The sequence below is a fragment of the Streptococcus sp. Z556 genome (genome assembly GCF_053010225.1).
This window is the reverse complement of record NZ_JBRKNU010000002.1, coordinates 292,906-312,500: the sequence shown is the minus strand read 5'-3', so window position 1 is coordinate 312,500 and position 19,595 is coordinate 292,906. Positions and strand designations below refer to the sequence as shown.

The following is a 19,595-nucleotide window of genomic DNA, read 5'->3' as shown; positions in this document are numbered from 1 at the left end:
TTTTCTTATACAGATAACGGTTTAAAGCGATTTCTTTTTTACTGTTGAATAATATTTCGCGAACAAAAAAAGTAATTCTTTAAAAAAGTTTCACAAAATACTTTACAAGCTCTTGTAAACATGATATAGTTATAAGGCTTAGAAAATGAGATGATGTTTTCTAGTAAATATAAACCCGAGTAAAAAATGCCTACGGACAGGCAGGGTTGAATGCCGAAGCGTGGTTGAAAAGCCACATTATTGATAGGGTTAAAAGCCTACTTTTATAAGTTGATGTTAGGACGCTTGTCCTAATTCATAAATTTTAGTGTGGTGAAAGCACACGTCATCTTGTGAAACGATCAATAAAGTACGTAATATTTGCTACTAGAGAGTTAGGAAACATCGGGAACAGACATACTCAACAGAAACCAAAATAAACACGTCAGAAGATTGCAGAGCAGGTGAAAACCTGCTCTTTTTTCATAAGTCAACCTTTGGTCGCCCTCATCATTTTGAGGAGCTAAAAATACGGTAAAGGAGTATGTCTTGAAAAAGTTAGATCAAAATCAGGCCCCTATTTATGAAGGTCTGATAAAGCTAAGAAAGAAACGGATTGTTCCCTTTGATGTACCAGGTCACAAACGCGGACGAGGAAATCCAGAACTTGTTGAATTGTTGGGAGAAAAATGTGTTGGCATTGATGTCAATTCTATGAAACCCTTGGATAATTTAGGCCATCCCATTTCGATTATTCGAGACGCAGAGGAGCTGGCTGCGGATGCTTTTGGAGCAGCGCATGCCTTTCTCATGATCGGTGGAACAACTTCATCTGTTCAAACCATGATTCTTTCCACCTGCAAGGCGGGAGATAAGATTATTCTGCCACGTAATGTCCACAAATCTGCTATCAATGCGCTGGTTCTATGTGGCGCCATTCCCATCTATATCGAGATGAGTGTAGATCCTAAAATCGGCATCGCTTTAGGCCTTGAAAATGACCGTGTGGCTCAAGCTATAAAGGAACATCCAGATGCCAAGGCTATCCTCATCAACAATCCAACTTACTATGGGATTTGTTCAGACCTCAAGGGTTTAACGGAAATGGCTCACGAAGCTGGCATGATAGTTTTAGTAGATGAAGCCCATGGAGCGCATTTGCATTTTACAGATAAGCTTCCAATTTCTGCTATGGATGCAGGGGCTGATATGGCGGCGGTCTCTATGCATAAGTCTGGTGGGAGTTTGACCCAAAGCTCCATTTTACTTATCGGGAATCAGATGAATCCTGAGTACGTTCGTCAGATCATCAACCTGACCCAGTCTACATCTGCCTCTTACTTGTTAATGTCTAGTTTGGATATTTCACGTCGCAACCTAGCTCTTCGCGGGAAAGAGTCGTTTGAGAAAGTCATTGAGCTATCCGAATACGCTCGTCGTGAGATCAATGCTATCGGTGGTTACTATGCCTATTCAAAAGAGTTAATAGACGGTGTGTCTGTCTGTGATTTTGACGTGACTAAGTTGTCAGTCTACACTCAGGGTATTGGCTTAACCGGTATCGAGGTTTATGACCTCTTGCGAGATGAATACGATATTCAAATTGAATTTGGTGATATCGGCAATATCTTGGCCTATATTTCAATCGGTGACCGCATCCAAGATATCGAGCGCTTGGTTGGTGCTTTGGCTGATATTAAGAGACTTTACTCACGAGATGGGAAGGACTTGATAGCCGGAGAATATATCCAACCCGAGTTGGTTCTGTCTCCGCAAGAAGCCTTCTATTCAGAGAGAAGAAGTTTGACCTTAGACGAGTCAGTTGGACAGGTCTGCGGAGAATTTGTCATGTGCTATCCTCCAGGGATTCCTATCTTGGCTCCAGGTGAACGCATTACACGAGAAATTGTAGACTATATCCAATTTGCCAAGGAACGTGGTTGCTCCCTCCAAGGGACGGAAGATCCAGAGGTCAATCACATCAACGTCATTAAGAGAAAGGAGAACTAGATGGATTTATGGTTTTCTGAAGTTCATACTCCAGATGTGAAATTGTCCTTGAGAACTGCCAAGCAACTCTATGCTGGAAAAAGTGAATGGCAGGATATCGAAGTCTTGGATACGCCAGCTTTTGGGAAAATACTGATTTTAAATGGGCATGTCTTATTCTCAGATGCAGATGATTTTGTCTACAACGAAATGACCGTACACGTTCCCATGGCTGTCCACCCAAATCCCAAGAAAGTCTTGGTTATTGGGGGAGGTGACGGTGGTGTTGCCCAAGTTTTGACACTGTATCCAGAATTGGAACAAATCGATATTGTGGAACCGGATGAGATGCTGGTTGAAGTCTGTCGTGAGTATTTCCCAGACTTTGCTGCAGGGCTAGATGATCCTCGTGTTACCATTTACTACCAAAATGGTCTTCGTTTTTTACGAAACTGTGAGGATGATTACGATATTATCATCAACGACGCGACAGATCCATTTGGACATACGGAAGGGCTCTTTACCAAGGAATTTTACGGAAACAGTTTCAGAGCCTTGAAAGAGGACGGAATCATGATCTATCAGCATGGGAGTCCCTTCTTTGACGAGGATGAGTCAGCTTGCCGAAGTATGCACCGTAAGGTCAATCAAGCCTTTCCAATCAGTCGGGTTTATCAGGCGCACATCCCAACCAGTCCAGCTGGCTATTGGCTATTTGGATTTGCATCGAAAAAATACCACCCTGTCAAAGATTTTGACAAGGAAGGCTGGAAAAAACGCCAGCTTTTCACAGAATACTACACTGCAAACTTACACGTGGGAGCCTTTATGTTGCCCAAGTATGTTGAGGACATTTTAGAAGAAGAGGAAGGAAAAAAATGAGTCGTTTATTAGTTATTGGATGTGGGGGCGTTGCCCAAGTTGCTATTTCAAAGATTTGCCAAGATAGTGAAACCTTTACAGAGATTATGATTGCTAGCCGTACAAAGTCAAAATGTGATGACTTGAAGGCTAAATTAGAAGGCAAAACAAATACTAAGATTGAGACAGCCGCTCTTGATGCTGACAAGGTTGAAGAAGTGATTGCTTTGATTGAAAGCTACAAGCCAGAAGCTGTTTTGAACGTAGCTTTACCATACCAAGATTTGACCATTATGGATGCTTGTTTAGCGACTGGAGTTCACTATATCGACACAGCTAACTACGAGGCAGAGGATACAGAAGATCCTGAGTGGCGTGCTATTTACGAAAAACGCTGCAAGGAACTTGGGTTTACAGCTTACTTTGACTACTCATGGCAATGGGCTTATCAAGAAAAATTCAAAGAAGCTGGCTTAACTGCCCTACTTGGTTCTGGATTCGATCCAGGTGTGACCAGTGTTTTCTCGGCTTATGCTCTCAAACACTACTTTGATGAAATCCACTATATCGACATTTTAGACTGTAATGGTGGTGACCACGGTTATCCATTTGCGACAAACTTTAACCCAGAAATCAATCTCCGTGAGGTTTCTGCGCCAGGTTCTTACTGGGAAGATGGAAAATGGGTAGAAGTCGAAGCTATGTCTATCAAGCGTGAGTATGATTTCCCTCAAGTTGGACAAAAAGACATGTATCTCCTTCACCATGAAGAAATTGAATCATTGGCTAAGAACATTCCCGGTGTCAAACGGATTCGTTTCTTTATGACTTTTGGCCAATCTTATCTAACACATATGAAATGCTTGGAAAACGTTGGTCTCCTTCGTACAGATGCTATTAACTTTAACGGCCAAGAAATCGTTCCAATCCAATTCTTGAAAGCCTTGCTTCCAGATCCAGCCAGCCTTGGCCCGCGCACTGTTGGTAAAACCAATATCGGTTGTATCTTTACAGGTGTCAAAGACGGTGTTGAAAAGACCATCTACATCTACAATGTTTGCGACCATCAGGAGTGCTACGCAGAAGTTGGATCACAAGCCATTTCTTATACAACAGGTGTTCCTGCCATGATTGGGACAAAATTAGTGATGGATGGTACATGGAAACAGCCTGGAGTTTATAACCTTGAAGAGTTGGATCCAGACCCATTCATGGAAGCTTTGAATAAATACGGCTTGCCATGGGTTGTGGTAGAAAATCCACAAATGGTGGACTAATGAAGTTAGAACAAGTACCCACACCAGCTTACGTCATTGACTTGGCAAAGTTAGAAGCTAACTGCCGCATTTTACAATATGTACAAGAAGAAGCCGGTTGCAAGGTTTTGCTAGCCCAGAAGGCATATTCCCTCTACAAAACCTATCCCTTGATTAGCCAGTATCTATCTGGTACGACTGCAAGTGGTCTCTATGAGGCCAAGTTAGCAAGAGAAGAGTTCCCAGGAGAAGTCCATGTCTTTGCGCCAGCCTTCAAGGATGCGGACTTGGAGGAATTGCTTGAGATAACGGACCATATCGTCTTTAACTCGGAGAGACAGTTGCGTAAGCACGGTCCTCGTTGTCGTGAGGCTGGTATTAGTGTAGGTCTACGTCTCAATCCTCAATGTTCAACGCAGGGTGACCACGCGCTCTATGACCCTTGTGCACCAGGTTCTCGTTTTGGTGTGACACTTGATAAAATTCCTAGTGATTTGCTGGACTTGGTGGATGGCCTTCATTTTCATACCCTTTGCGAGCAAGGTTCAGATGATTTAGAGACAACTTTGAAAGCAGTAGAAGAGCAGTTTGGTCCTTACTTACATCAAGTTAAATGGCTCAATATGGGTGGTGGACATCATATCACAAGAGAAGACTATGATGTGGATTTACTGATTTCTGAAATTAAGCGTATCCGAGAAACTTACAATCTTGAGGTCTATATCGAGCCGGGTGAAGCTATTGCGCTCAATGCGGGTTATCTAGCAACGGAGGTATTGGATATTGTAGAAAACGGTATGAAGGTCTTAGTTTTAGATGCCTCCGCGACCTGCCATATGCCTGATGTACTTGAGATGCCCTATCGCCCACCTTTGAGAAATGGCTTTGAGGCTCAGGAAAAACCCCATACTTATAGACTTTCATCCAATACCTGTCTAACAGGGGATGTCATTGGAGATTATAGCTTTGAAAATCCAGTTGAAATTGGAGATAGACTCTATTTCGAAGATATGGCTATTTACTCATTTGTCAAAAATAATACCTTTAACGGTATTGGCTTGCCAAGTCTCTATCTTATGAACGAGCAGGGGGACTGCAGCTTAGTCAAAGCATTTGGCTATCAAGACTTTAAGGAGAGATTATCATGATGGACAGTCCAAAGAAATTAGGCTATCGTATGCCTGCAGAGTATGAACCCCATCATGGGACTCTCATGATATGGCCTACTCGACCAGGATCTTGGCCCTTTCAAGGAAAAGCTGCAAAAAAAGCATTCACTCAGATCATCGAGACCATATCAGAAGGGGAAAGAGTCTACCTTTTGGTGGAGCAGGACTATCTATCTGAAGCCAAATCCTATCTTGGAGACAAGGTCGTTTATTTAGATATTCCGACAAATGATGCCTGGGCGCGTGATACTGGACCGACTATTCTCATCAATGAAAAAAGAGAAAAGTTGGCAGTCGATTGGTCTTTCAATGCCTGGGGTGGCGCGGTGGATGGTCTTTATCAAGACTATGAAGAGGATGACCAAGTAGCCAGTCGGTTTGCTGAGGCCTTGGAAATGCCTGTTTACGGTGCCAAACCTTTTGTACTAGAAGGTGGCGCAATCCATAGCGATGGACAAGGAACCATTCTCGTGACTGAAAGCTGCCTTCTGAGCGCTGGTCGCAATCCTCATCTCAGTAAAGAGGAAATCGAAAACACCTTATTAGAGTGCCTTGGCGCTGAAAAAGTTATCTGGCTTCCTTATGGTATTTATCAGGACGAAACCAATGAACACGTTGACAATGTTGCAGCCTTCGTTGGTCCTGCAGAGCTTGTTTTAGCTTGGACAGATGATCAAAACGATCCTCAACATGCCATGTCAGTAGCTGACCTTGAGCTTTTAGAAAAAGAAACGGATGCAAAAGGGCGTCACTTCACCATTCATAAGCTTCCTATCCCAGCTATTCGTCAAGTTGTCACTAAAGAAGATTTACCAGGCTATATCTATGGAGAAGAAGAAGAGGAGCGTTATGAGGGCGAACGTCTGGCGGCCTCATATGTAAACTTTTATATTGCCAACAAGGCTGTCTTAGTGCCACAGTTTGAGGATGTAAACGACCAAGTGGCCCTAGATATTCTCAGCAAGTGTTTCCCAGACCGTAAAGTTGTCGGAATTCCAGCCAGAGATATTCTCTTAGGTGGTGGCAATATCCACTGTATCACCCAACAAATCCCAGAATAGGAGAAAAAGATGAGAAATGTTAGAGTTGCAGCGATCCAGATGCAATGTGCCAAGGATGTGGCAACAAATATCCAAACAGCGGAACGTTTAGTTCGCCAAGCTGCAAAACAAGGCGCACAAATCATTCTCTTACCGGAGTTGTTTGAACGTCCCTATTTCTGTCAGGAGCGTCAGTATGACTACTACCAGTATGCCCAGTCAGTGACAGAAAATACAGCCATTCAGCATTTTAAAGTTCTTGCTAAGGAACTACAGGTTGTTCTACCGATCAGTTTCTATGAAAAAGATGGCAATGTCTTGTATAACTCTATTGCCGTTATTGATGCAGATGGTGAGGTTCTTGGCGTTTATCGGAAGACCCACATACCAGATGACCATTATTATCAAGAAAAATTTTACTTTACGCCTGGTAACACTGGTTTCAAGGTCTGGAATACTCGCTATGCTAAGATTGGTATCGGCATCTGTTGGGATCAATGGTTCCCTGAAACTGCTCGTTGCCTTGCGCTAAATGGTGCAGAATTGCTCTTTTACCCAACAGCTATTGGTTCAGAGCCTATCTTAGATACGGATAGTTGTGGTCACTGGCAACGTACCATGCAAGGGCACGCAGCAGCAAATATTGTCCCAGTTATTGCAGCCAATCGGTATGGCTTGGAAGAAGTCACTCCTAGTGAGGAAAATGGTGGACAGAGTTCCAGTCTTGACTTCTACGGTTCGTCCTTTATGACGGATGAAACAGGAGCTATTCTAGAGCGAGCTGAAAGACAAGGTGAGGCTGTTCTGTTAGCAACTTATGACTTGGATAAGGGTGCAAGTGAACGCCTAAACTGGGGCTTGTTTCGAGATAGAAGACCAGAAATGTACAAACGGATTACGGACTAGAAGGTAACTTTCATAATAAATTTTTGATATTCACGCCTGTCTTACAAAAATGTAAGATAGGCTTTTTAAATGTAAGATGGGTGTACGATTATACGTAGAAATGTATGCTATACTCTATGTAGATCAAAAAGAAAGAGGTTTATTATGAAAAAATGGAATGCGACGCAGTTGAAGTATCTGATGGCGGCAGTAATGGTTCTAGATCATATCCCTCATATCACGGGAATCGTTTCTCCTCTGTGGGAAGGTATCTTTCATGCTATGACCCGTTGTGTGGGAGTTTGGTTTGCCTATATGGCTATGGAAGGTTTTTTCCATACCAGAAATCTGAAAGACTATCTCATCCGTCTTTGGAGTTGGGCTCTTATCATGTTTGCTGGAAATAGCCTCCTCAACGCCCTATTTGCATCCAAAGGAGTAATGGTAAATAACAACATTTTTCTGACTCTTGCAATTGGTGTCACCATGCTTTGGCTTGGTTTTCCCAGAAAAGAGTTGGATAAAAAAGAGAAGTTGTGGCGTCGGATTGGGGTTGCTTTTCTCTTGATTTTCGGTAGTCTTTTTACTGAGGGTGGCATCACCATGCTACCATTTCTCTTGATTAGTTACTCTTGTCGAAATCGCAAGGGATTGCGAAATCTTCTATATGCCATTCTGTGGGCCTTCTTGTTAGTGACTTCCATCCAAATCTATGACACTTGGTACCAAACACTGGAAATGATGCTTTTCAATTCTGACTGGCTCTTTGTCACCGTCTTTCCTTTTATGGCACTTTATAATGGACAGAGAGGAAAGGAAAGCAACTGGAGCAAATGTTTCTTTTATATTTTTTACCCGGCTCATCTATGGATCATAACTTTGATTGCTTATTTGGTTAAGTAGATTCAATATTCATTAGCTCCTTCTTACTTAAAATGTGAGAGGAGCTTTTCTGTATCTGGAATTCCTAACAAAACATGTTATAATAGTTTTAGAAAGGACAAGGTTTATGGCGAGCATTCTTGTAATTGAAGATAATAATGAAATCCAGGAAATTTTAAAAACCTTTCTTACTGAAGAACACAAGGTGATCCAAGCCTTTTCTGGTACGGAAGGTATCATGCAATTTGATAAAGGTGGCATTGATCTCGTTCTGCTAGATATCATGCTTCCAGGGAAAAATGGCGACCAAGTCTTGCAAGCCATTCGACAAACTAGTCAGACTCCAGTTATCATGCTCACTGCTTTGGGTGATAAAAAGCTCATCAGCCAATATCTCCTAGACGGTGCCAATGATTATGTAGTAAAACCTTTTGATTTGGACGAAGTCTTTGCCAGAGTCACTGTGCAGTTACGCCAAAGTGGTGAACATCAGTCAGAAAACAGCAGAAAAACTGAAAACCTCCTACAAAACTTTAAAAATATCCAGTTCGATGCGGATAGTTTTGAAATAAGTAACGCAACTGAAACCATTCGCCTTGCAAAGAAAGAGTGTCAAATTCTCCAAATGTTGCTCCAGCATCCTAAAAAGATCTTCACCAAGGAAGAACTCTATGAATTGATTTGGGAAGAAAGTTACCTGCCTGGAGACAATACACTCAATACTCATCTAAGCAATCTCCGTAAAAAACTGCATCAACTGGATCCAAATCACGAATACATCGAAACCATTTGGGGAGTTGGTGTTCGATTAAAAGGAGATAAATAATGAATTACATTTTGATATCAATATTACTCCTCATTAACATCATTTTGGCGATTTCTTTGATTCGCTATCATATAGCAATTAGAGATTTAAGCAGACAAATCGAAGAAAAGATTCGCTCTGGTGGCATGAAGAGGATTGGGGTAAACTTCTTTTCAAAGACCATTTTGCGTCTACATAAGCAAATTGAGAATCTATTTCAAGAAGTGGAGCAAAATCAGCTAATCATGAAGCGTGAAAAACACACCCTGGATATGGCCATCAGCAATATCGCCCATGATATTCGGACACCTTTGACAATCGCTTCCGGATATACTCAGCAACTAATAAAACACCCCGATAATAGTCAGGAAACTTTAAGCAAAATAGCCCATCATCAGGATTTGGTTTCCAAACGTTTGGAGGCACTCCTCGAATACCGTCACTTGATGGAAGGAGCAGTCAAACCGAAACTGGAAGAACTTGATTTATCAACTTTTATAACGAAAAAGACTTTCGCCTATTACGACGTTTTTCAATCTTCACGTATTGTTCTTGATTTTAACGTCGAACCAGGATTGAAAACGACGACTGATGAAGACTTGCTGGATAGAATTTTACAAAACCTCCTTGGAAATGTTCTCAAGCACGGCAAGGAGAAGGCTCGACTTTCTTTGAAAAAGGAAGAAAATAGGCTTGTTTTGGAAATTGGTAACCTAGTCAAAAAACCTATCAAGAATATAGACAATCTCAGTAATCGTTTTTATTCTGAAAACATGTCAGATACCGAAGAATCCTCTGGTTTAGGTCTTTATATTACCGAGGAATTAGTTCATCTTCTTGGAGCGGATATGAAGCTAGTTGCTGATGGAGAATGGTTTTCAGTCTTTATTTATTTTTAACAGAAGAAACCTCCTCTATATCCTAGAGGAGGTCCTTTTTATAAGCTTTTCTTCTTGAAAATAATCAGTCCACTGAAAGAGAAGAAAAGTATGACCGTTACGCAAACCGTGATGGTATAGAGAATAGCTTGACTGTTAGTGGTCATAGCATAGGCAAAATCTAGAATTAAATATCGTAGAATTTCAATGTCTGGGAAAACAAGCATTGGCATAGAAAGTAAGATAGAGCTGACCAAATAACCAATAAATACCGCTAGATAAGAGTGACTAACATAGAGAATGAAGGAAACGATGGAAAGCCAAGCAAGGAGACAAAGGAATTGAAGGGAAATGGTTATCAATAGATTGCCAATAAATCCATCAGGCATGGTCCCAAATCCATTTAAGATAGTTGCTGGAATAAAGGCAATCACAAGGCTAACGATAAGTTGTAAGAAAGCGATACTAGCAAGTACAAAGGTTTTGGCTAGGAAAAACTCGGTACGAGAAACACCCACTGTTAAATTATTTTTATAGAGTTTGCCGATTAAATCAACTCCAAGAACGAGGCATGCCAGGACGATGCAGAGAAAAACGAGGTTTGAACCATTGCTAGACGCGTTGATAAGAGCTTGGACGCCGTCCCAACCTTTGGTCGGAAATTCTGTTTCAGGTGTAGTATTTACTGACATTAGATGTCCTGTAGCTCCGATAGTAGCACCCATTAACATAAGTGCAAAGAGAATGAGTTCTGTAATCCAGAATCCTTTGGAGCGGAAAAGACGGTAAAAATCTGCTTGAATGGTGTGTATCATGATTTTTCTCCTATTCTACTAATTGGGTGAAGTATTCTTCTAGGTTTTGACGGGCAAAGTAAATCTCATCAATAGCAACATCGGCCAAAGTTAGTTGCTTAAGAATCTGTTTGACATCTTGTTCATTACCAAAGATATGGATTTCATTTTCAGGATTGACAACCTTAAATTGGAGTTGGATTTGTTCTTTCAATACCTGACAAGCTCTTTCTTTGTCGCTTGTTTTAAGCACAATATAATCCTCGCTCAGTGTTTCAAACTCAGCTTTACTGATTTCACGGATAATCTTACCTTGATCCAGAATACCAAAGCGACTAGCTAAGAGATAGAGTTCTGACAAGATATGGCTAGAGATGAGGATAGTTATGCCTTTGTCTTGATTGAGTCGCTGGATCATGAGGCGAAATTCTTTGATTCCAATTGGGTCAAGTCCGTTAATAGGCTCATCTAAGATAAGGAAGTCTGGTTTGGATAGAAGGGCAATGGCGATACCAAGTCTTTGTTTCATTCCTAGCGAGAAATCACGAAAGACTTTTTTACCTGTATCTGACAACCCAACATAGTCCAGTGTTTCTTGAATGACTTTATCAGCATTTGGAATATGACGTATCATACAATAATATTTCAGATTCTGGTATGCTGTTAAGTGATTATGGGCTACAGGTGATTCGATAACTGAACCTACTCGAGATAGAGCCTTGGTCCACTCATTTTGTTCTTGACTAGAAAAGAGAGAAACTGTACCTTTGTCCGCAAACAATAATTGTGTAATGATTTTAATAAGAGTGGTTTTACCTGCTCCATTTTTTCCAATTAGACCATAAATATCTCCCTCTTTTATGGTTAGACTAAGATCTTGAAGAATAGCTTGTTGGCCGAATTGTTTGGTCAGTCCATGAATTTCGAGTACTGTTTTCATGATTTTCTCCTTTAGATTTATTTTTCTAACTTTAGTATAAGCTATAGAAATCAAAGAAAGCTCAAGTATTTCTAAAGAGTTTCTAAAGTTTTCTGATTTGTAAAATGTCAAAAACCCAGTTAAGGATTTAACTGGGAATTTTCTCTATAAAATATATTTCTCAATCGCACGCGCAACGCCGTCTTCATCGTTGCTGGCTGTAACATCATTGGCAAGAGATTTGACATAATCGCTGGCATTTCCCATAGCAATGCCAAGGCCTGCAAACTGGAGCATTTCGATATCGTTATTGGCATCGCCCATGGCCATAATCTCTGAGGGCTCGATCTTCAAAATCGCAGCTAGTCGAGAAAGTGCAGTAGCCTTGGTAGTTCCAAGTGGCATGGCTTCATAAATGACAGGCTGCGAACGAACTCCACTGAATCGTTGGCAGAGTTCCTTGGCAAAACGCTGCTCAAAATCGTCTGTTTGCTCTTTTGTTCCTAAAAACATACCTTGGAACATCCGATATTTGCCACTGGTAGCTTCCTCAAGGGAAATTTCAGTCAGGTCTGAAAAAACAAGTTTAGCATCATTTTGAACGATTTGATTAGGCTTACCACCGAGGACAAAATAATGTTCTTCATCAAAAAGAGTCAACTGGACGTAGCTTTTTTCAGCCAGGTCATAGAGGTATTCAATGTCAGCTGGACTGAGTTCTTGCCAGTCAACTAGACTCCAGTCACTGGTCTGATGGGTTGAGCAACCGTTATTGACAATGACGTACTCGTTCTGTAGGTCAAGTCCTAGTTGTTTATAGTAGGGGAGGACACCGAAAAGCGGGCGACCTGTACATAGAACCAGTTTGACACCTTTTTCAATGGCCTGATGAATAGCAGTGATGTGGGCTTGTGGGATTTCCTTGGCTTCGTTAAGGAGGGTTCCGTCCATATCCAAGGCTAGTAGTTTAATCATAAGACTTCCTTTTCTATGCGTTTTGCTTTTATTATAGCATATTTTGGTTAGAAAGAGGCAGAATCTTCGGTTAAATCATGGTATAATATAGGATAACAACAGAAAATGTAACGAGGCAGAGATGAAATTACTTTATACTGATATTCGGACTTCTTTGACAGAAATCTTGACCAGAGAGGCGGAAGAGCTGGTTGCTGCAGGCAAGCGAGTCTTCTACATCGCCCCCAACTCTCTTTCATTTGAAAAGGAACGTGCTGTGCTGGAATGCTTGTCCCAGCAGGCTTCTTTTGCGATTATTGTCACGCGCTTTGCTCAAATGGCTCGTTACCTGGTTTTAAATGACTTGCCTACAAAGACCAGTCTTGATGATATCGGTCTTGGGATGGCCTTTTATAAATGCCTTGCTGAACTCGATCCCAAAGAGTTACGAGTTTTTGGAGCTATTAAACAAGACCCTCAATTTATCCAGCAGTTGATTGAACTTTATCATGAGATGACGACTGCTCAGATGAGCTTTTTGGACTTGGAAAGTTTGACCGATGAGGACAAGAGAGTAGATTTACTCTTGATTTTCGAGAAAGTAACGGCCTATCTCAATCAAAGCCAGTTGGCTCAGGGAAGTCAGTTGTCCCATTTGATTGAGGCTATTGAGAATGACAAGGTAAGTAGTGATTTTAGTCAGCTTGCCTTAGTCATTGACGGATTTACCCGTTTTTCTGCCGAGGAAGAGCGTGTAGTGGATCTACTCCATCGAAAAGGTGCCGAGATTGTTATTGGGGCTTATGCAAGCAAGAAAGCCTATATCAGTCCGTTCGCTGAAGGGAATCTCTTTCAAGCCAGTGTGGAATTTCTTCATCATTTGGGTGCAAAATATCAAACACCTGCTCAGGATCGTTCTAAATCTCATGAGAAGATAGATAGTTTTGACAAGGCCTCTCGTTTGCTGGAGTCTTCTTATGACTTTTCAGAACTAGCTTTAGATGTCGATGAGAAAGATCGTGAATATCTGCAAATCTGGTCTTGCTTGACGCAAAAAGAGGAGTTGGAATTAGTAGCCCGTAGCATTCGTCAACAATTACATGACAATCCAGACTTGAGTTACAAGCATTTTCGCATTCTGTTAGGAGATATGGCTTCTTATCAGTTATCTCTCAAGACAATCTTTGACCAGTACCAGATTCCTTTCTATCTTGGTAGAAGCGAATACATGGCTCACCACCCCTTAACCCAGTATGTGGAGTCTATTTTGCGTTTGAAACGCTATCGTTTTCGTCAGGAGGATTTGATTAATCTTCTCAGAACCGGTCTGTATACTGACCTTAGTCAGGCTGATATTGATGCTTTTGAGCAATATCTCCGCTATCTTGGCATCAATGGCTTGCCATCCTTTCAGCAAACCTTCACCAAATCCCACCATGGAAAGTTTGATTTAGAGCGTTTGAATGCCATTCGATTACGTGTTTTGGAGCCTCTTGAAACCTTATTTACTAGTCGGAAACAGAAGGCTGAAAATCTCTTGCAAAAGTGGAGTATTTTTCTAAAAAATACTGCTTTAAGCAAGCAGATGCATGGTTTAACAGCTACTATGGAAGCACTAGAACAGGAAAGACAAACCGAAGTTTGGAAAGCCTTCTGTCATGTTTTAGAACAATTTGCAACCGTTTTTGATGCTTCACAAGTAAGTCTGGAGGACTTCTTAGCCTTGCTCCACTCAGGGATGACTTTATCTCAGTATCGCACTATTCCAGCGACAGTGGACACTGTTCTGGTGCAGAGTTACGATTTGATTGCACCACTGACTGCTGACTTTGTCTATGCCATTGGACTAACGCAGGATCATTTACCAAAAATTGCACAAAATACGAGCCTTTTAACAGACGAAGAAAGACAAAGTCTAAACCAAGCGACAGAAGAGGGAACACAATTGCTGATTGCAAGCAGTGAAAACCTCAAGAAAAATCGCTATACCATGCTTTCTTTAGTCAACGCTGCTCGTAAGCAGTTGGTGTTGTCAGCACCAAGTCTTCTCAATGAAAATGAGAGCAAGGAATCGGCCTATCTTCAGGATCTGGTGAGTTTTGGATTTAGTCGGATAGAGAAGAAGATTCATCACAAAGGTCTTTCTAAGGACGATCTGGGGTCTTATCACAGTCTCTTGTCTAGTCTGGTCGCCTATCACCAGCAGGGCGAGACGAGTGATCGGGAGCAAGATTTGACCTTTGTTAAGGTTCTGGCGCGTGTGATGGGTAAAAAACTAGATAAAAAAGGCCTTACAAATCCAGCCCTCCCAACTAGTCCAAGTAGTAAACCATTAGAGAAAGAGACCTTGCAGGCTCTCTATCCAGCTGACAAAGAGTTTTACCTATCTACCTCTGGTTTGACGGAGTTTTATCGCAATGAATACAGTTATTTCCTCCGTTATGTCTTAGGTTTGCAGGAAGAATTGCGTCTGCGCCCAGATGCTCGCAGTCACGGAAATTTTTTGCATCGTATTTTTGAACGTGCCTTGAAACTGCCTGCTGAAAATCCGTTTGACAAACGTCTGGAACAAGCTATCCAAGAAACCAGTCAAGAACGCGAATTTGAAGCCATTTATCAGGAAAGTTTGGAAGCCCAGTTTACCAAGGAAGTTCTTCTTGATGTCGCTAGGACCACTGGCCACATCCTTCGTTATAATCCAGCCATTGAAACCATCCAAGAGGAAGCAACATTTGGTGGTAAAGATCAGGCCTTTATTCAATTGGATAATGGTCGCAGTGTCCATGTGCGAGGCAAGGTTGACCGCATTGACCGCTTGAAAGCTGATGGAGCGCTAGGAGTAGTGGACTACAAGTCTAGTTTAACTCAGTTCCAGTTTCCGAATTTCTTTAATGGCCTTAATTCCCAACTGCCAACCTATCTTGCTGCCCTAAAAAGAGAAGGAGAGCAGAACTTTTTCGGCGCTATGTACTTGGAAATGGCAGAGCCTGTCCAATCTCTATTGACCGTTAAGAGTTTGGCAGGAGCGGTAGTAGAAGCCAGCAAGTCTATGAAATATCAAGGCCTCTTTTTAGAGAAAGAAAGTAGTCATTTAGGCGAATTTTACAATAAAAACAAGGTCAATCAGCTGACAGGCGAGGAATTCCAGCTCTTACTAGACTATAATGCCCATCTTTACAAGAAGGCAGCTGAGAAGATCTTAGAAGGTCAGTTCGCCATCAATCCATACACAGAGAATGGCAGAAGTATTGCCCCATACGTTCAGCAACATCAAGCCATTACAGGATTTGAAGCCAATTACCACTTGGGACAAGCCCGTTTCCTTGAGAAATTAGACTTATCTGATGGCAAGCGTCTGGTCGGAGAAAAGCTCAAGCAAGCTTGGTTTGAAAAAATGAGAGAGGAGTTGAACCGATGAAGCCCATTTCCTTTTTAACTGAGGAAGAAATTCAGAAATTGCAAGAAGCAGAAGCGAGTTCGAGCAAGGAACAGAAAAGAACTGCCGAACAAATCCAAGCTATTTATACTGCTGGGCAAAATATCCTAGTCTCGGCGTCTGCTGGTTCAGGGAAAACCTTTGTCATGGCAGAGCGCATTCTGGACCAATTAGCCCGTGGTGTAGAAATTAGTCAACTCTTTATCTCAACCTTTACCGTTAAAGCTGCGACTGAACTCAAGGAACGCTTGGAGAAAAAAATCAGCCAGCAAATCCAAGAAACCGATGATGTCGATCTTAAACAGCACTTGGGACGCCAGTTAGCAGACCTCCCCAACGCGGCCATCGGAACCATGGACTCCTTCACACAAAAATTCCTAGGAAAACATGGCTACCTGATTGATATCGCACCAAACTTTCGTATTCTACAAAATGAAAGTGAACAGTTACTCTTAAAGAACGAAGTTTTTCATCAGATTTTTGAAGTCCATTACCAAGGTGAAAATAAAGAGAACTTTAGTCGTTTGGTCAAGAACTTTGCTGGACGAAGCAAGAATGAACGTGGTCTGCGCCAGCAAGTCTACAAAATCTATGACTTTTTGCAATCGACCAGCAATCCTCAAAAATGGCTTAGTGAATCTTTCCTCAAGGGATTTGAAGAAGCTGATTTTGCTAGTGAAAAAGAAAAACTAACTGAGAAAATCAAGCAGGCGCTTTGGGATTTGGAAATCTTTTTCCGTTATCATCTGGATAATGATGCCAAGGAGTTTCCCAAAGCTACCTATTTAGAAGCTGTTCAACAGGTTCTGGATCAAATTAGCTCCTTAAATCAAGAGTCCGATAGCCAGGTTTATCAAGCAGTGCTTACGCGTGTTGTCGCCATATCGAAAGAAAAAAATGGTAGAGCTCTAGCTAATTCTAGTCGTAAGGCCGATTTGAAGCCACTGGCTGATGCCTACAACGAAGAAAGAAAGGCCCAGTTTGCTAAACTAGGACAACTAGTAGACCAGATAACAATTCTCGACTATCAAGAACGTTATCATTTAGACACATTAGAGCTAGCTAAAACTTTCCAAACATTTATGAGTGATTTTGTGGAGGCTTATCGTGAGCGTAAACGTCAGGAAAATGCCTTTGAATTTGCTGATATCAGCCATTACACCATTGAAATTCTAGAGAAGTTCCCACAAGTTCGTGAGGCTTATCAGGAACGATTCCACGAAGTCATGGTCGATGAGTATCAGGATACCAACCACATTCAAGAACGGATGCTGGAATTGCTGTCAAATGGTCACAATCGCTTTATGGTTGGAGATATCAAGCAGTCCATCTACCGTTTCCGTCAGGCAGACCCGCAGATTTTCAATGCAAAATTCCAACTCTATGCGCAAAATCCTCAAGAAGGCAAGTTGATTCTTCTTAAAGAAAATTTCCGCAGTAGTTCAGAAGTGCTATCGGCAACCAACGATGTTTTTGAACGCCTCATGGACCAAGAAGTCGGGGAAATCAACTATGACAGCATGCACCAGCTTGTTTTTGCCAATAGCAAATTAACGCCTAATCTTGAGAACAAGGCAGAATTTCTCCTCTACGATAAGGACGACAGTGGACAAGAGGAAGAAGAGAGCCAATTAGAAACAAAACTAACAGGGGAAATGCGCTTAGTCATCAAGGAAATCCTGAAGCTCCATCAAGAGAATGGTGTAGCCTTTAAGGATATTGCCCTTTTGACTTCCAGTCGCAGTCGTAATGACCAGATTCTCCTCGCCCTGTCTGAGTACGGGATTCCTGTCAAAACCGACGGAGAACAAAATAATTACCTCCAATCCCTAGAAGTGCAAGTCATGCTAGACACCCTTCGTGTCATTCACAATCCCCTGCAAGACTATGCCTTGGTTGCCCTTATGAAGTCTCCTATGTTTAGCTTTGATGAGGACGAGTTGGCACGTTTATCCCTTCAGAAAGCAGAAGATAAAATCCAAGAAAATCTCTATGAAAAACTGCTCAATGCTCAAAAACAAGCAACTGAACAGAAGGACTTAATTCACACAGCTTTAGCAGAAAAACTAAACCAATTCATAGATATCTTGGAATCTTGGCGCTTGTATGCCAAAACCCACTCCCTCTATGACTTGATTTGGAAGATATACAATGATCGTTTTTACTATGATTATGTTGGAGCCTTGCCAAACGGTCCTGCCAGACAAGCCAATCTCTATGCTTTAGCTTTGAGAGCAGACCAGTTTGAAAAGAGTAATTTCAAAGGCTTGTCTCGTTTTATTCGTATGATTGATCAGGTTTTGGAAGCACAGCATGATCTTGCAAGCGTAGCTGTCGCTCCACCCAAGGATGCTGTTGAACTCATGACCATTCACAAGAGCAAAGGACTGGAGTTTCCTTATGTCTTTATCCTCAATATGGATCAGGACTTCAATAAGCAAGACTCAATGTCTGATGTTATTCTTAGTCGTCAGAATGGGCTTGGCGTCAAATACATTGCCAAGGTGGAAACAGGAGCAGTGGAAGCACACTATCCTAAAACCATTAAACTCTCCATTCCCAGTCTAACTTATACGCAGAATGAAGAAGAACTGCAACTGGCTAGCTATTCAGAGCAGATGCGTTTGCTGTATGTTGCCATGACACGGGCTGAGAAAAAGCTCTATCTTGTCGGTAAGGGCTCTCGTGAAAAGCTAGAAGCCAAGGAATATCCAGCTGCTGAAAACGGAAAACTAGATAGCAATACCAGACTTCAAGCCGAGAATTTCCAGGACTGGATCTGGGCGATTAGTAAAGTATTTGCTAGAGACAATTTCAACTTTAGTTATCGTTTTGTTGGTGAAGACCAGTTGACTAGAGAAGTTATTGGTCAGTTGGAAAACAAGAGTCCTCTACAAGATAGTTCCCAGGCAAGTAACCGTCAGTCTGAAACGATTAAAGAAGCCCTTGAAATGTTGAAAGAAGTAGAAGTCTATAATACTCTTCACCGCGCAGCCATTGAGCTTCCTAGTGTTCAAACCCCAAGCCAAATCAAGAAATTCTACGAACCCGTTATGGATATGGAAGGGGTAGAAATTACTAACCAAACTCAATCAACAGAGAAGAAAATCAGCTTTGATTTACCTGATTTTTCAACTAAAGAAAAGGTAACAGGAGCAGAAATTGGTAGTGCAACACACGAACTCATGCAGAGAATGGACCTGAGTCAGCAACCAACGCTTGCCACTCTGGAAGAAACTCTGCAACAAGTTCAAACCAGCCCAGCTGTTAGAGACAAGATCAATCTTTCTAAAATCCTAGCTTTCTTTGATACGCCACTCGGTCAGGAGATTCTCGCTAATACTGACTATCTCTATCGTGAGCAACCTTTCTCCATGCTCAAACGCGACCAAAAGAGTCAGGAAGACTTTGTTGTTCGTGGAATCTTGGATGGCTATCTGCTTTTCGAGGATCGTATCGTTCTTTTTGACTATAAGACAGACCGCTATGATGAACCAAGTCAACTCATAGACCGCTATCGTGGGCAGTTAGCACTCTACGGAGAAGCTTTATCACGAGCCTATTCGATTGACAATATTGAAAAATACTTGATTTTACTTGGCAAAGAAGACGTTCAAGTTGTAAAAGTATAATTTATACTCTTCGAAAATCTCTTCAAACCACGTCAGCTTCACCTTGCCGTGTGTAAGGTTACTGACTTCGTCAGTTTCATCTACAACCTCAAAACAGTGTTTTGAGAAGCCTGCGG

At 41.7% G+C, this 19,595-nt stretch carries 14 protein-coding genes; 11 read left to right on the top strand and 3 right to left on the bottom strand.

The window, feature by feature from the left end; all coding sequences use genetic code 11:
* Positions 1 to 528 precede the first annotated feature (528 nt).
* The 9 genes from ACVC7S_RS03865 to ACVC7S_RS03825 all read left to right on the top strand — a co-directional run bounded on the left by ACVC7S_RS03865 (position 529) and on the right by ACVC7S_RS03825 (position 9,765).
* Positions 529 to 1,989, top strand: coding sequence for an aminotransferase class I/II-fold pyridoxal phosphate-dependent enzyme (locus tag ACVC7S_RS03865; RefSeq protein WP_447266257.1), 1,461 nt, complete (start codon positions 529 to 531; stop codon positions 1,987 to 1,989).
* On the top strand, positions 1,990 to 2,850 hold the full coding sequence (speE, locus tag ACVC7S_RS03860; RefSeq protein WP_009730144.1) for a polyamine aminopropyltransferase: 861 nt from the start codon (positions 1,990 to 1,992) through the stop codon (positions 2,848 to 2,850).
* Positions 2,847 to 4,106, top strand: coding sequence for a saccharopine dehydrogenase family protein (locus ACVC7S_RS03855; RefSeq protein ID WP_447266256.1), 1,260 nt, complete (start codon positions 2,847 to 2,849; stop codon positions 4,104 to 4,106). Before speE ends, ACVC7S_RS03855 begins: the two co-directional genes overlap by 4 nt.
* Complete coding sequence (gene nspC / locus ACVC7S_RS03850; RefSeq protein WP_447266255.1) at positions 4,106 to 5,233, top strand: carboxynorspermidine decarboxylase; 1,128 nt, start codon at positions 4,106 to 4,108, stop codon at positions 5,231 to 5,233. The genes ACVC7S_RS03855 and nspC overlap by 1 nt, the downstream gene beginning before the upstream one ends.
* A complete protein-coding gene (aguA, locus tag ACVC7S_RS03845; RefSeq protein WP_447266254.1) occupies positions 5,230 to 6,315 on the top strand; it encodes an agmatine deiminase in 1,086 nt (361 codons plus the stop codon). Before nspC ends, aguA begins: the two co-directional genes overlap by 4 nt.
* Positions 6,316 to 6,324: 9 nt before the next feature.
* The gene (gene aguB, locus ACVC7S_RS03840; RefSeq protein ID WP_447266253.1) at positions 6,325 to 7,200 is read left to right on the top strand and encodes an N-carbamoylputrescine amidase; all 876 of its coding nucleotides are present in this window, start codon (positions 6,325 to 6,327) and stop codon (positions 7,198 to 7,200) included.
* Positions 7,201 to 7,344: 144 nt separating this feature from the next.
* Complete coding sequence (locus ACVC7S_RS03835) at positions 7,345 to 8,082, top strand: TraX family protein (RefSeq protein ID WP_447266252.1); 738 nt, start codon at positions 7,345 to 7,347, stop codon at positions 8,080 to 8,082.
* Positions 8,083 to 8,188: 106 nt separating this feature from the next.
* Complete coding sequence (locus ACVC7S_RS03830; protein ID WP_447266251.1) at positions 8,189 to 8,887, top strand: response regulator transcription factor; 699 nt, start codon at positions 8,189 to 8,191, stop codon at positions 8,885 to 8,887.
* On the top strand, positions 8,887 to 9,765 hold the full coding sequence (locus ACVC7S_RS03825) for a sensor histidine kinase (protein ID WP_447266250.1): 879 nt from the start codon (positions 8,887 to 8,889) through the stop codon (positions 9,763 to 9,765). The genes ACVC7S_RS03830 and ACVC7S_RS03825 overlap by 1 nt, the downstream gene beginning before the upstream one ends.
* Before the next feature lie 38 nt (positions 9,766 to 9,803).
* On the opposite strand, the gene ACVC7S_RS03820 is transcribed toward ACVC7S_RS03825, so the two are convergent.
* The 3 genes from ACVC7S_RS03820 to ACVC7S_RS03810 all read right to left on the bottom strand — a co-directional run bounded on the left by ACVC7S_RS03820 (position 9,804) and on the right by ACVC7S_RS03810 (position 12,432).
* Positions 9,804 to 10,559: an ABC transporter permease gene (locus ACVC7S_RS03820; protein ID WP_447266249.1), complete on the bottom strand. Its 756-nt coding sequence runs from the start codon at positions 10,557 to 10,559 to the stop codon at positions 9,804 to 9,806.
* A 10-nt stretch (positions 10,560 to 10,569) separates the two neighbouring features.
* On the bottom strand, positions 10,570 to 11,478 hold the full coding sequence (locus tag ACVC7S_RS03815) for an ATP-binding cassette domain-containing protein (protein WP_447266248.1): 909 nt from the start codon (positions 11,476 to 11,478) through the stop codon (positions 10,570 to 10,572).
* 144 nt (positions 11,479 to 11,622) lie between these two features.
* Positions 11,623 to 12,432, bottom strand: a complete 810-nt coding sequence (locus ACVC7S_RS03810) for a Cof-type HAD-IIB family hydrolase (protein ID WP_447266247.1) — start codon at positions 12,430 to 12,432, stop codon at positions 11,623 to 11,625.
* Positions 12,433 to 12,553: 121 nt separating this feature from the next.
* Between ACVC7S_RS03810 and rexB the strand changes: the two genes are divergently transcribed.
* Positions 12,554 to 15,829: an ATP-dependent nuclease subunit B gene (gene rexB / locus ACVC7S_RS03805; protein ID WP_447266246.1), complete on the top strand. Its 3,276-nt coding sequence runs from the start codon at positions 12,554 to 12,556 to the stop codon at positions 15,827 to 15,829.
* Complete coding sequence (gene addA / locus ACVC7S_RS03800) at positions 15,826 to 19,479, top strand: helicase-exonuclease AddAB subunit AddA (protein ID WP_447266245.1); 3,654 nt, start codon at positions 15,826 to 15,828, stop codon at positions 19,477 to 19,479. Before rexB ends, addA begins: the two co-directional genes overlap by 4 nt.
* Positions 19,480 to 19,595: the final 116 nt, after the last annotated feature.

Bases quoted from the DNA above. Each gene is read 5' to 3' on its own strand.
- rexB (WP_447266246.1), top strand. From the start codon at position 12,554: ATGAAATTACTTTATACTGATATTCGGACTTCTTTGACAGAAATCTTG.
- nspC (WP_447266255.1), top strand. From the start codon at position 4,106: ATGAAGTTAGAACAAGTACCCACACCAGCTTACGTCATTGACTTGGCA.
- ACVC7S_RS03830 (WP_447266251.1), top strand. From the start codon at position 8,189: ATGGCGAGCATTCTTGTAATTGAAGATAATAATGAAATCCAGGAAATT.
- aguB (WP_447266253.1), top strand. From the start codon at position 6,325: ATGAGAAATGTTAGAGTTGCAGCGATCCAGATGCAATGTGCCAAGGAT.
- addA (WP_447266245.1), top strand. From the start codon at position 15,826: ATGAAGCCCATTTCCTTTTTAACTGAGGAAGAAATTCAGAAATTGCAA.
- ACVC7S_RS03855 (WP_447266256.1), top strand. From the start codon at position 2,847: ATGAGTCGTTTATTAGTTATTGGATGTGGGGGCGTTGCCCAAGTTGCT.
- ACVC7S_RS03810 (WP_447266247.1), bottom strand. From the start codon at position 12,432: ATGATTAAACTACTAGCCTTGGATATGGACGGAACCCTCCTTAACGAA.
- aguA (WP_447266254.1), top strand. From the start codon at position 5,230: ATGATGGACAGTCCAAAGAAATTAGGCTATCGTATGCCTGCAGAGTAT.
- speE (WP_009730144.1), top strand. From the start codon at position 1,990: ATGGATTTATGGTTTTCTGAAGTTCATACTCCAGATGTGAAATTGTCC.
- ACVC7S_RS03815 (WP_447266248.1), bottom strand. From the start codon at position 11,478: ATGAAAACAGTACTCGAAATTCATGGACTGACCAAACAATTCGGCCAA.
- ACVC7S_RS03820 (WP_447266249.1), bottom strand. From the start codon at position 10,559: ATGATACACACCATTCAAGCAGATTTTTACCGTCTTTTCCGCTCCAAA.
- ACVC7S_RS03835 (WP_447266252.1), top strand. From the start codon at position 7,345: ATGAAAAAATGGAATGCGACGCAGTTGAAGTATCTGATGGCGGCAGTA.
- ACVC7S_RS03825 (WP_447266250.1), top strand. From the start codon at position 8,887: ATGAATTACATTTTGATATCAATATTACTCCTCATTAACATCATTTTG.